The 11817-nt window shown below is 45.2% G+C and carries 14 protein-coding genes; all 14 read left to right on the top strand.

Annotated features, from left to right (window positions below):
* Nucleotides 1-8 precede the first annotated feature (8 nt).
* From C9J47_RS07310 to C9J47_RS07245, 14 genes are read left to right on the top strand one after another with little or no spacing between them, the layout of a single operon-like run.
* On the top strand, nucleotides 9-1271 hold the full coding sequence (locus C9J47_RS07310; protein WP_107252932.1) for a phage major capsid protein: 1263 nt from the start codon (nucleotides 9-11) through the stop codon (nucleotides 1269-1271).
* Between the two features lie 18 nt (nucleotides 1272-1289).
* Nucleotides 1290-1493, top strand: coding sequence for a hypothetical protein (locus C9J47_RS07305; protein ID WP_107252931.1), 204 nt, complete (start codon nucleotides 1290-1292; stop codon nucleotides 1491-1493).
* Nucleotides 1494-1498: 5 nt separating this feature from the next.
* Nucleotides 1499-1816, top strand: coding sequence for a head-tail connector protein (locus tag C9J47_RS07300; RefSeq protein WP_107252930.1), 318 nt, complete (start codon nucleotides 1499-1501; stop codon nucleotides 1814-1816).
* Entirely contained in the window at nucleotides 1816-2136 is a 321-nt protein-coding gene (locus C9J47_RS07295) for a phage head closure protein (RefSeq protein WP_107252929.1), read from the top strand. The genes C9J47_RS07300 and C9J47_RS07295 overlap by 1 nt, the downstream gene beginning before the upstream one ends.
* The gene (locus tag C9J47_RS07290; RefSeq protein WP_107252928.1) at nucleotides 2133-2630 is read left to right on the top strand and encodes a hypothetical protein; all 498 of its coding nucleotides are present in this window, start codon (nucleotides 2133-2135) and stop codon (nucleotides 2628-2630) included. The genes C9J47_RS07295 and C9J47_RS07290 overlap by 4 nt, the downstream gene beginning before the upstream one ends.
* Nucleotides 2627-2986 (top strand): hypothetical protein, encoded by a 360-nt coding sequence (locus C9J47_RS07285; protein WP_107252927.1) that lies wholly within the window; start codon nucleotides 2627-2629, stop codon nucleotides 2984-2986. The genes C9J47_RS07290 and C9J47_RS07285 overlap by 4 nt, the downstream gene beginning before the upstream one ends.
* A 9-nt stretch (nucleotides 2987-2995) precedes the next feature.
* A complete protein-coding gene (locus C9J47_RS07280) occupies nucleotides 2996-3634 on the top strand; it encodes a phage tail protein (RefSeq protein ID WP_107252926.1) in 639 nt (212 codons plus the stop codon).
* A gap of 9 nt (nucleotides 3635-3643) precedes the next feature.
* The gene (locus C9J47_RS07275) at nucleotides 3644-4018 is read left to right on the top strand and encodes a phage tail assembly chaperone (protein ID WP_107252925.1); all 375 of its coding nucleotides are present in this window, start codon (nucleotides 3644-3646) and stop codon (nucleotides 4016-4018) included.
* 17 nt (nucleotides 4019-4035) lie between these two features.
* Nucleotides 4036-4329: a DUF1799 domain-containing protein gene (locus C9J47_RS07270; protein WP_107252924.1), complete on the top strand. Its 294-nt coding sequence runs from the start codon at nucleotides 4036-4038 to the stop codon at nucleotides 4327-4329.
* Between the two features lie 2 nt (nucleotides 4330-4331).
* The gene (locus tag C9J47_RS07265) at nucleotides 4332-6722 is read left to right on the top strand and encodes a phage tail length tape measure family protein (protein WP_245903365.1); all 2391 of its coding nucleotides are present in this window, start codon (nucleotides 4332-4334) and stop codon (nucleotides 6720-6722) included.
* The gene (locus C9J47_RS07260) at nucleotides 6719-7078 is read left to right on the top strand and encodes a hypothetical protein (protein ID WP_107252922.1); all 360 of its coding nucleotides are present in this window, start codon (nucleotides 6719-6721) and stop codon (nucleotides 7076-7078) included. The genes C9J47_RS07265 and C9J47_RS07260 overlap by 4 nt, the downstream gene beginning before the upstream one ends.
* Nucleotides 7079-7555 (top strand): DUF1833 family protein, encoded by a 477-nt coding sequence (locus tag C9J47_RS07255; RefSeq protein WP_107252921.1) that lies wholly within the window; start codon nucleotides 7079-7081, stop codon nucleotides 7553-7555.
* The gene (locus C9J47_RS07250; protein ID WP_107252920.1) at nucleotides 7555-7947 is read left to right on the top strand and encodes a hypothetical protein; all 393 of its coding nucleotides are present in this window, start codon (nucleotides 7555-7557) and stop codon (nucleotides 7945-7947) included. Before C9J47_RS07255 ends, C9J47_RS07250 begins: the two co-directional genes overlap by 1 nt.
* Nucleotides 7935-11816 (top strand): TipJ family phage tail tip protein, encoded by a 3882-nt coding sequence (locus tag C9J47_RS07245; RefSeq protein WP_107252919.1) that lies wholly within the window; start codon nucleotides 7935-7937, stop codon nucleotides 11814-11816. The genes C9J47_RS07250 and C9J47_RS07245 overlap by 13 nt, the downstream gene beginning before the upstream one ends.
* The last annotated feature ends 1 nt before the right edge of the window (nucleotide 11817 follow it).

Genomic DNA, 11817 nt, shown 5'->3' with positions numbered 1-11817 from the left:
AGGGCTTTATGTCCAAACTTAAAGCATTGCGCGAGTCGCGCGACAAATTAGCGAAAGAAGCTAATGCACTAAACGATAAATACCCTGCAGACAAACGCATGAGCGCGGAAGATGGCCAAAAGCTGGATGGCATTTTAGCTGATATCCAAGCGATTGATGGGGATATTCGCCGTGAGCAGCAGGTTGCTGATTTAGCGTTGGAAAACGATGTCGATGACGGCGGTGTGAATAACACCTTGCGTGACAAACATACCAAAGAACCCAATAAACAGTCAGATGTGGCAGCCGCTATGCGTGCTTACATGCTGGGTGGGATCAGTGCCCTGACACCTGAGCAGTATCAGTTAATGACGGCGCGTAGCCCTTCGGATATCAATAATGCCATGAGCACCACGGTACCCACTGAAGGGGGATATACCACCGCACCGGAATGGATCCGTCAGGTTGAACAAGCGATGAAAGCATATGGCGGTATGTATAACGTATCGACGGTGATGCGTACGGCCACGGGTAACACGATCAATTTCCCGACAACCGATGCGACGGCAGAGGAAGGTGAAATTGTTGGTCAAAATGCGCCTGCCGGTACCAAAGATACCACCTTTGGCAATAAATCTATCGGCTCATATATGTACTCATCAAAGTCCATTGCCATTCCTTGGGAACTGCTGCAAGACAGCTTTTTTGATATTGACGGCTATATCCAAGATTTACTGGGTATGCGTATAGGTCGTATCACCAATCGTCACTTTACGGTGGGAACAGGTACAAATCAGCCTGCAGGTATTGTTACTGGGGCGGCGCTAGGTAAGAAGGGGAAAACGGGCCAAACCGCACTGGTGACCTATGAGGATCTTGTGTCTTTAGAACACAGTGTTGATCCCGCTTACCGCAATTCACCGGGTGTCGGTTATATGTTCCACGACACGACCCTTGAAGCCTTGCGTGTTATCAAAGATAAAAATGACCGTCCTATCTTCGTTCCTGGTTATGAAACGGGGAACCCTGGCGGTGCCCCCGATCGTATTTTGAACCGTCCAATAACCATCAATCAACACATGGCCGAAATGACAGCAGATGCCAAATCCATTCTGTTTGGTGCTCTGAATAAATACCGTATCCGTCTAGTGATGGATCTTCGCTTGTTCCGCATGACTGATAGTAAGTACACCGAAAAAGCACAAACAGGTTTTATTGGGTATCAACGTGCTGATGGTGCATTAATCGATGTGGGTGGGGCTGTGAAGTACTACCAAAACTCAGCCACTTAATTGTAATGGAGTATCCCAATGGCTAACAAAAAAGCACTCGTACTTAAACGCCTGCGCGTATTTGATATCGGCCCAGGCATTGTTATTACCGGCCCTGAGAAAACGATTAATGAGTTAGAGGAGCTGGGCTTTGTTGATACAGCAAAAGCTGCGATTGATCATGAGCTCAAAGCAACGAGTCAGGAAGCTGCCGTTAATTTAGAACAAGACGTGTTGGAGTAAACGCCGTGTTGGATTCAGCGACCTCACCCATCAGTTTGAAAGATATGAAATTGCACTTGCGCGTGGATCATGACCATGAAGATTTGTATATCGAGTCATTAACGGCTGCTGCCATTGCACTGTGTGAAGGGCGTCTGTTTCGATCTTTTGCTGAGGTGAGGACTGAGTATGGCTACCTACCAGCGCCATTGGTTTCATGGGTCAAGCTGGCCACGCTGGAAATGTATGCCCAGCGTCGGCTGGCAACCGAGAAGCCATTAACGATGAGTCCTTTTTCCGAGCACCTGCTTGATAAGTACATTGATTATTCCAAGGGGGTGTAATGGACGTTGGGCGAATGAACCATCGAATCACGATTGAAGGTGCTGACCGATCGCATGTTGATGCTGCTGGTCAGCCGATTACAGAGTATGCAGAGGTCTGTTCTGTCTGGGCCAATGTGCGTTTTGAGCGTGGAACGGAGGCCATGAGAAATGGTATCGACACGGCTGTGCGGCGTGGCAGCGTACGTATTCGGTATAGAGAGGACATCGATGAGGACATGCGTCTTATCCATAGAGGGATGACCTATGCCATTACCAACGTATTACCTGATGAAGAAACAATGGAATTTATGGACCTCTTGATTGAGAAACGTTCATGAAAATGCACGTGGATGTGAGTCGCATTGATGCTTATGTCGACAGTCTCAAAGAAGACGTTGTTGATGCTGTGTTCTCCGGCACGAAAGAGGCCGCTCAAACGATTAAAGCGTCGCTCGATGCCGAAGGAAAGAAACGGTTTGGTCGTAGTGATTTCATCATTTCAGGGCGCAGTAGCTTTTCTGTTAATGAGGTGGGTTTCGCTGTGTATAACGTGATGCCCCAGTGGAACAAAACGGTGTCAGAAAATGCCACACAGGGAACGACGAATGCTAACTTTCTTAACTTTATCGAGTATGGCCAGGTTAGACACCACCCTGTGTACCTAGATAGAAAGACGGGCGAGTGGAAAACGAATAGCAAGGTGACGGTAGCGGAATACAAAAGAAAATCCGTTCCATTCTTTTTTCCTGCGGTCCATAAAGGCCAAACGCAGGCTCGACTGAATTTTGAAGAGCAGTTTTTTAAGGTACTGAATGCAAGGCGGGCAACATGACGCTTGAAGAAAAGATGTATGCCGTTGTGTCACCGGTGGTGCATCAATGCTTCCCCGTAAAAGGTCCGTTTGCGATTCACGCACCGGTCGCGATTTGGGAAAGGCTCGGTGGTACTCCTATTTACTTTATGGATAACACTGCAGCTGATAAGTCGCACGCGATCGTAAGGGTCACATTCTTTGAAACGACGGCAATAAAAGCTGCAATAACAATGAAAGAGATCGAGAAAGCCATGGTGGGTACCGATGTGTTTTTATCATCACCACGCACCGAACCCGTAACGATAGCAGATGAAAACCCTGATGGGTTTTACATCTTAGCTCAAGATTTCAACGTGTGGTTTACCACCAATTGAGGAGGCTTCATGGCCGTTTCACTACCAAATGGCGTCGTGTTTGCGATTGCTAAAACGAAGGCTGCACCTGCAGTCATGTCTGCACTGACTAATGCAGCGGATGCTGTCGCAACCGTAACCGGAAATACGATAGCGACTAATGACATTGTTATTGTTCAAAGTGGGTGGAGCAATATTAATGAGCAGATCGCAAAGGTGGGTGCGACATCAAAACTGTTGGGTTTTGATACCTCAGATACGACTAAATTTCCTACTGATTCGGGAATAGGTAAATTAATTAAAGTATCTGATTGGCAGCAGATTACGCAGGTTATCTCATCCGAGACGTCGGGTGGTGATCAGCAGTTCGCCACTTACTCGTTCCTTGAAAATGACTTTGAAACACAGATCCCAACGCGAACATCACCTGTTGTTCTGACCTTGAGCATTGCTGATGACGATACCTTACCTGGTTATATAGCGTTAAAAAAAGCGGCTGATGGAAAAGAGACTCAGGTTGTCCGAGCGACGTTACCGAATGGCGCCACACTCTATTACCACGCTTATATCTCGGTGAATGAAACACCCAGCATGACTAAAGATCAGGTAATGGCCATCGGCGTCACCATTAGCCTTATCGTTCGTCCAACTCGTTATACAAAAGCTTAGGAGAAAGAGATGTCTTTATTAGTGCTAGGTAAAACACCCGATTCATTTGAGGGGAAGGTTGAGCTGATTGATGCTGGCGGTTCAAGCCAAGAATTGCCACTCACGTTCAAATATTTCACTAGCCTGGAGTATGCAAAACTATCAGATGGCTGGGGGGATAATGACACGAAAACAACCTCGTTGGCTGAAACCAATGAAGCTGTTGTTAAGAAAACATTTGATCAATACGCCAAAGTCTTGCAACAAATTTTAGTGGGATGGGACATCGATGCTGAATTCACTAAAGCGAATATCGTTAAGTTGTGTGATGAGTATCCTGATGCATTCACTGCGATTGTTGATGAGCATCGCAGTACGTTGCTTGAGCGCCGATTGGGAAACTAACAAAGGCTGCATCTGTATTGGTAGGGAAGAATATTGATGCAGCTTTAAAAATGCTGGGTATGTCATTGGATGATTTTGAGCAAGATGATGGTGACAAAGAGGTATGGCCTGAAAATTGGCCTGCTGTTCAACTATTCAGCCGAATGTCGACGCAATGGCGATGTGGACAAAATGGGGTTATCGGACTTGATTACAACGTCATTTTTTCATGGATGGATATCGAGGACTGGGGCATAGAGGTTAAACGGGATGTTTTCTCTAGCCTGCAAGTGATTGAAAAGAGCGCATTGGAAAATATTAACGAGGATTAATGATGTCTGATTCTTTAAATATCCCCATTACTGGCGATGCATCTAGCCTTGATAAAACGCTAGAGAATATAAAGTCTGAATTTAAAGAATTTGGGCAAACTGCTCAGCGTGAAGTGAATTTAACTGGAGAGCAGGTTAAAAAGCTCGAACGTCGCTTGAAAGGTTTAGGCACCGCTAACCTCAATAAAGCATTAACCCTCGATACGCCAAAATTGTCATCACAGTACCAACGTACAAAAGAGATCCTTAAAGGTATCTCTGTCTTACCTGAAGATCTCCAGGGTAAGTATGACGGCATCACCAATCAGATTTATAGAACAGAGAAAGCCAATCGCAAGCTTGCCAATACTCTGTTACATACCAATAACCAGATTAAGACAAACGCTGTTGGCTTTAACGGTCTATCAGAATCTCAAGTAAAAGCCGGTCGATCAGCTAAGCAAATGAGATTTGCTATGCAGGGGCTGCCAGCACAATTTACGGATATTTTTGTGTCGCTTCAGGGTGGCCAAAGACCGTTGCAAGTGCTCTTCCAGCAAGGTGGACAGATCAAAGATATGTTCGGGGGCATTAAACCCGCTATCCGAGGGGTGACAAAAGCTATTGGCGCAATGATTAATCCTATAACGGTTACTGCCGCTATTGCTGGTGGTTTGTTTTATGCGTTTTATCAAGGTCAGAGTGAATTACATGAAGCCACAGTACAGATGTACAAAACAGGTGAAGCCCTGGGTTATACAAAGGAAGGAATGATAGACGCAACACTCGCAGCGAGTGAGTTTGCAGGTGTAACACGAGGAGCAGCTGCACAAGCCATTACAGTGTTTGAGAAGGCGAATGTAAAGGCATCGGCTGTTACTGGTGAAGTGATAGCGATGGGGATTAAGGCCCAGAAAGCGGGAATATCGACGCTGGATGAGTACGCCAAGGGCATTTCTTCTCTGTCTGATAAACCATTAAAAGCGGCTCTGGCATTAAATAAGCAGTTCAATTTTCTTGATAAGACCACCTACAAACAACTCGTCACCTTTACATCGATGGGTGACAACGCTGCTGCTGCGTCATTGGCTCAAAAAGCGTATACCGAGGAAATCAGTAACGCTTCAAAAAAGGCGGTAGAAGATTTGGGTTTTCTTGAACGTGCGGCCAGTAGTGTAGGGACTGTGTTCACCAACCTATGGGATGGTTTAAAGAACCTTGGCCGACCATCTAATGCATTACTTGAGCTTCAGAGTGAGCTTAAAGTGACTGAAGGAAACCTGAAACTGATTAAAGAGATGAAGCCGTTTGATGGACAGGCTGAATCAATTGCCAACCTAAAAGCCAAGGCAAAAGACCTTAGCGAACAGATTACCATCCTTAATAAAACGTTGGATGATAAGCCGGATAAACTCCGGACCGAAGCGATTGAAAAGGCATACAAGAAAAGTATCGAGGGTATTCAACGTGCCCGAAGTGCAGCAAAGATAACATATAACAAATCAATTAGTGATTTGAATGATTTCATATCTAATCAAACGTCTCTTCAATCTAAAGGTACCCGTTCAGAGGCTTATTTTATTAATGCTCAAAAAAGAGCATTAGCAGATCGTCTTGATGTAACTGGCATATATAACAAAAAATTAGAAAAAGAATTAAATGCTGAAATTGATGCCAGAAGAGCGCATGGAGACAGCACTATTGGGCTGGAGTTAAAACTTAACGAGTTATTAGCGAATGCAAAAAATGAACAAAATAAAACGCAAACAGAACTAGCAAACTTAAAAATAGATCAGACGAAGATGTTTGTTGGTTATAAAACTGGATTTGCTGATTTTGCACTAAGTGCTGAGAAAGCCAGTACGAAAGCGCGAACAGCCATTCAAAACGCCATGTCTGGTGCTACCGATGCACTCACAGATTTTGTCGTAACGGGTAAAGCTGATTTTAAAAGCCTGGCAAATAGCATCGTCAAAGACTTAATTCGTATTGCTATTCAGAAAAATATCACGGGTCCTCTTGCTGATTATGCTGCCGGTCTTTTTCCTAATGCCAAAGGTGGTGTATATGAAAATGGGGTTAAGAAATTTGCGAATGGAGGTGTGGTAACCCGTCCCACACTATTTCCGATGGCCAAAGGTGGCATGGGGTTGATGGGGGAAGCGGGTCCCGAGGCAGTCATGCCGTTAACCCGCGACGCACAAGGCCGGCTGGGTGTTCGCCAATCTGGTAGTGGTGAATCGGCCATGAGCGTTCAAGTCAACGTTATCAATAAGTCAGGTCGAGAAATGACGGCTAAGCAATCACAGCCTGCCTATGATAGCCAGATGAAGAAATGGGTGGTCAATGTATTGCTTGATGATGTTCAGCGTGGTGGACCGTTAAGATCTGCAATTGCAGGAGTTAGATCATGACGCTTCCCATTTTCCCCTCAAATATTAGGCTCGTAATGGGCTATGACGAAGAGGTCGATCTTGGTATAGATCGTACGAATATGGATGGCGGTATTGCGAAACAGCGCCCTAAATACTCAATACCGGTTGTGGTTAGAAAAGCAAAAATTGTTGCTCAGTCCTTTTCAGATAAGGACGAGTTCGATCGGTGGTATATCCATGTCATCAAAGGTTCGGCATGGTTTACCTACCAGGACCCATTACGCGGTGGAGCGACAGTGACGGTAAGGTTTAAAAATCCATCACTGTCCTGGACGATGGTTTCCCGTCATTTATGGGAATCCAACGTTGAAATCGAATCGATAGGAGGTATCTAAATGCCTCGTAACTATACGAAGAATGCCCGAGTCAATCTCAATGCCACCTCTGCTGATGAGCCATTTTTAATATTGGTCGAAATTCATCATCAAAGCTTTTCAGAGCCAGCCCGTATTGTCGCTGATACGCAGGATATTACGCATGCAGGCTATCAATATACGGCTATTCCTATCGAAGTGACCTTGCCTGATGAGGGGGAAGGTAAACTGCCACAGGCTAAATTGATCGTTGATAACGTGGGACGAGTATTAACCGATGAGCTCGATGGAACACGTGGGTTCGAAGGAGGAACATGCGTGATCATGCAAGTGCTGAGGTCAAACCCATCGCATGTTGAGTGGGGCATTGAGCTAGACGTGTTGGATGTCACCATCGACCAAATGAAAATATCGGCCACCCTGGGCTACGAGGACATGCTTAACAAACCTGCGGTGACGATGCGCTTCACTCCCGAACGTTCACCAGGATTATTCTAATGCACTGGACTGAAAAATATATCGGACGTGTTTTCGACCCACTCACCTATGACTGCTTGGATCTTGCTGTCGAGGTGGCGAACAATGAGTTTAATTTATTCATCACTTCACCAGAGCATGTGCTTAGACCTATCAAAAATGGTGAACAGGCCCAAACTATCGAGTTGATGAAATACGATTACGCAATCCGTATCGATGAACCTGTTGAGGGGCATCCCGTTGTGTTATTTGACCGTGGTGAACCGTCTCATATTGGTGTGGCGACGTTCGTGAACGGGCAATGGCAGTGTTTGCACAACTTGGCTGGAATGGGGGTGGTGATGGAGAGAATGAGTCGGATGCGTATTGATGCTGGTGGCGGGATTGAGGGCTTTTATCAATGGCGGATTTAAAACAAGCGCGATTGACGCATTACCCTAATCCTCTCATTACGGAGGGTAGCCTTCGATTTAATTTGAATTTCATTGAAGGTGAAACGCTGGCGTCGTACTTATTAAGAGCTGGTGTCGTGATCATGAATGATCATCCTGTCATTGTGTATGTCAATGAAGATCGTCTGGCTGATAATTGGCAGAGTTATAGGCTTAAGCATCATGACATCATCAATGTCAGAGCTGCCGTGCAGGGTAAATCAGGTCGCATCCTTGCGGCCATTGCTATCGTGGCACTGTCGATATATACAGGCGGTGCAGCTACAGCATGGGCGACAAGTGCTGGGTGGGGAACATCCGCAGCAGGTGCATTTGGTGCAATCGTCAGTGCAACAGTGACTATTGCCGGCACTATGTTGGTTAACTCCATGTTCCCGCCACCCAGTGCGGGAAAAACACCTGAAATTGCCGAAAAAGAAAGGTATGTCATTTCAGGTACCAATAACAATATACGACTGTTTGAACCCATGATGGTTATTATTGGCAAGATGCGTGTTTACCCAGACGCGGCCACTAATTTTTATACTGACTTTTCGGGTAACGCCCAATTTCTTTATCAAGCCTTTCACTTTGGTGTTCAGGACAATCTTACTGTCACGGATGTCAGGATCGGCAATGCTGAAATTAGTAATTTTAATGATATTACGATGGAGGAGTCAGGCCATGACGGGAAGCTATCCCCAAAATTCGGCAATATAGACACTATTCAAGGTGTCGAGATTAAAAAATCGGATGGGTGGGTAACACGCTCAACCAAAGACAATACGCAATCCCTTGAGCTTGATTTTCAGGTTATCGCCTTCGATCTTGATGATATGGGGAAGGTGACCTCTCAAACAATCATTGTTGAAGTTGAAATTTACAATGTCTCATCGGGGTCGAACGTTTTAGATAACAGCCTATTGTTGACGTTATATGGTGACAAAATTAGTTCATCTAGAACAACCCATAAAATAGCACTCAAAGCTAATGGCAGTTTTCTCGTCAAGGTAAGAAAAACGACTGGTGACATAGAAACTACAAAGAAAACGAGGAAATTATCTTGGGTTAGCTTAAAGGCCTTCCAGAAAGATGATGCTGATTACACAGGGCAAAAGCGTATTGGTATAACCGCTAAAGCGAGTGGTCAGTTTTCTGGTCGCTTAGATCAGTTTAATGCTATCTGTCACTCAGCTATTCCAACATGGACAGGAACTGCTTGGGTGATTCAATTCTCGTCTAATCCTGCATGGTGGCTTTTGTGGTGGTTCAGGGGTAAACGAGATGCGAATGGTCGACGTTTGTATGGCGCAGGTTTATCTGACGAACGGATAGACTTGGAATCAATCAAAGCATTTGCATTATGGTGTGATAGAAAGAATCTCGAATGTAATGCTGTCATAAACTCTAGCCAGTCAGTAAAGAGTGTTGCAGAGATCATTACGCGTTGTGGTCGTGGGCAAACAACATGGCAAACGGGCAAGTATGGTGTTATTTGGGATGATGATCAGTTATCACCTGTGGCTGTTTTCGGACCTGCCAATATCAAAGCTGGTACCTTCAGTATTGACTTCATCTCAGGGAAATTGGCTGATGAATTTATTATCAATTTCAAGAATGCAGCCAATAATTGGAATGCCGACAGTGTGAGAGCCACTGTAGGTGGGATTAACAATCCAGATAATCCGGTAGAAATGGATTTCATTGGATGTACCGATAAAGATCAGGCAGGGAAAGAAGCGTCATTGCTTGCTGCCTCACAGCAACATTTCAAACGCCGAACCCATTGGGAGACCGATGTTGAAGGACTTGTTGCCTCGAAAGGCGATGTCGTTCTACTGAGTCATGACATGGTTAGCTGGTCACATTCTGGCAGACTCCTTGAAGGAGGTGATCATTTCAATGTTTATCTCGATAGTGATGTGCCGGAGCCAATTAGTGCCAATTCAGGAATTATTGGAATTCGGTATCCGAACGGAATATATGAGACATATGTTGTTTCTGCTGTTGATGGTAATAAGGTTTCTTTACTGTCGGGTATCACGGCATCAGCGAATACTTTGCTGCCGTTTGAAAGTGACAGTCAGGCATGTGATTACCTATGGTTTTATGATCAAGTGGCTGCACCAGGCCGCAAGGTGAAAATTATCGATGTTCAGGCATCGGGCAGTGAAGGATTTAAATTCTCTGCTATTGATTACTCTCAAGACTACTTCAATGCTGAAAATAGTAACTATATCTATCATCCAGGCTTTTCAGCGATAAATGTCGACCTTGGTACCACGGTGAGTGAAACCGTCGTGGGTCTGAATGTGATCGAAGGGCGCCGATGGACGCGTGAAAATGTAAGGTTGCCCACAGCCTCAGCGTCATGGTTAAGACTTCTTGATGCCGAGAATTACATATTCAAATACCGGCTGCGGGACGGCGGTATATGGAGTGAAATAAAAACCGATTATCAAGATATCAGCTTCGACGCTCCCAAAGGGGTGTATGAGGCAAATGTCTCAGCTCACCTTAATGGTGGTCGGGTCACTGAGCCAAGTTCAATTTCGTTCACCATTCATGATGAAATTTACCCAGCAACGGATGTTTTCGGCCTGAAAGCGAGTATTTCAAATAATGGAATATTGATCTCGTGGGATGATTGCCAAGATCCTGATTACGTAAAAACTGAATTGAGATTCGGCTCTACTTTCGCAACGGCAGAGGTGATCACTGAGGTTAAGGGCAATACTTTTCTGAGTAAATGGTTACCTGCCGGTAATAATAGATTCTGGGCTCGTCATTGGAACCCTTCATTAGCCAGCGTACGAGCCTCTTCTGTTAATTTGAATATCTCTCCGCCATCAGATGTGACAATTTCAAGATCATCGATGCAGGTTAATGCCTTGTCGTTGTCATGGGAGGATGCGAAAACAAGTCAGCCAATTAAGAGCTATACGATTAGTATCGGTTCCGTTAATAGCGATATCTCTACGGCTATGTTTTACGGTAAAGCAGGGGCTGATTCTCGCTCTGATGTTGTTATCTTCACGTCTGGTGGCGACTTCAGGGTGTTCATGTCGGCAGAGGATGTCGCAGGCAATGTCAGTCATATTCGAAATATTGATGTGACGGCGTCACTTCCTGCGAATTATGCGATAGCCATGAATTATAACGCTGTCGAAGGTGCAACATTTTCTAATGCTGCTTATGTTGATGGTGAGTTGTTAATGCTGATAACAACGGGTGAGACATGGGAGCAGCATTTTAAATCCCGTCAATGGAATACGATACAAGATCAGGTCGATGCCACTTTCCCCATTTACTTTGAACCAGGTGCTGAACATGCCCAATTGATAGGTGTGAAGGATTTAGGGAAGGTTCTATCTTCCGCCACTATTTCTGTAAGACTGGCTCAATCACACAGTGTCGGTAGCGTATCGGCAAAAATCAAGATTGAGTGGAGTCATGATAATACAGCTTGGAAGGTTGCTCCGACTGGTGCCATTGAAGTTCAGGTCTCGAATGTCAGGTATGTGCGGGTCAGTGTGATGGCCGAAGGCGTTGGCCATGATGATTTGATTGTCGTGACGTCGGTGAACGTGGATATAAGAGTCGAAGATAAAACTGAATCAGGCCGCCTGGTATTAAAAGCATCAGATATCAATGGAACTACCTTTAATCCAACCAAAAAATGGCTTGATATTGTCAGTGCCATCGTCACCCCGCGCAATAGTCCTGCTATTGCCAAAACGAATGTTGTCATCGATGACAGTGGTTCTACTCCCACCGTTAGGGTGATGGCGTGGGACGAGCACAGTGCACGTGTCGACGGAACCGTATCAATTTTACTTGGGGGATATTAGT

Source organism: Photobacterium indicum, from assembly GCF_003026215.1.
Classification (GTDB): domain Bacteria; phylum Pseudomonadota; class Gammaproteobacteria; order Enterobacterales; family Vibrionaceae; genus Photobacterium; species Photobacterium indicum.
Note: the sequence above shows the minus strand (reverse complement) of the source record. Positions and strands in the feature narration are given on the sequence as shown.

Coding starts and splice junctions, on each gene's coding strand:
- C9J47_RS07310 (WP_107252932.1), top strand. CDS start 9: ATGTCCAAACTTAAAGCATTGCGCGAGTCGCGCGACAAATTAGCGAAA.
- C9J47_RS07305 (WP_107252931.1), top strand. CDS start 1,290: ATGGCTAACAAAAAAGCACTCGTACTTAAACGCCTGCGCGTATTTGAT.
- C9J47_RS07295 (WP_107252929.1), top strand. CDS start 1,816: ATGGACGTTGGGCGAATGAACCATCGAATCACGATTGAAGGTGCTGAC.
- C9J47_RS07290 (WP_107252928.1), top strand. CDS start 2,133: ATGAAAATGCACGTGGATGTGAGTCGCATTGATGCTTATGTCGACAGT.
- C9J47_RS07285 (WP_107252927.1), top strand. CDS start 2,627: ATGACGCTTGAAGAAAAGATGTATGCCGTTGTGTCACCGGTGGTGCAT.
- C9J47_RS07280 (WP_107252926.1), top strand. CDS start 2,996: ATGGCCGTTTCACTACCAAATGGCGTCGTGTTTGCGATTGCTAAAACG.
- C9J47_RS07275 (WP_107252925.1), top strand. CDS start 3,644: ATGTCTTTATTAGTGCTAGGTAAAACACCCGATTCATTTGAGGGGAAG.
- C9J47_RS07265 (WP_245903365.1), top strand. CDS start 4,332: ATGTCTGATTCTTTAAATATCCCCATTACTGGCGATGCATCTAGCCTT.
- C9J47_RS07260 (WP_107252922.1), top strand. CDS start 6,719: ATGACGCTTCCCATTTTCCCCTCAAATATTAGGCTCGTAATGGGCTAT.
- C9J47_RS07255 (WP_107252921.1), top strand. CDS start 7,079: ATGCCTCGTAACTATACGAAGAATGCCCGAGTCAATCTCAATGCCACC.
- C9J47_RS07250 (WP_107252920.1), top strand. CDS start 7,555: ATGCACTGGACTGAAAAATATATCGGACGTGTTTTCGACCCACTCACC.
- C9J47_RS07245 (WP_107252919.1), top strand. CDS start 7,935: ATGGCGGATTTAAAACAAGCGCGATTGACGCATTACCCTAATCCTCTC.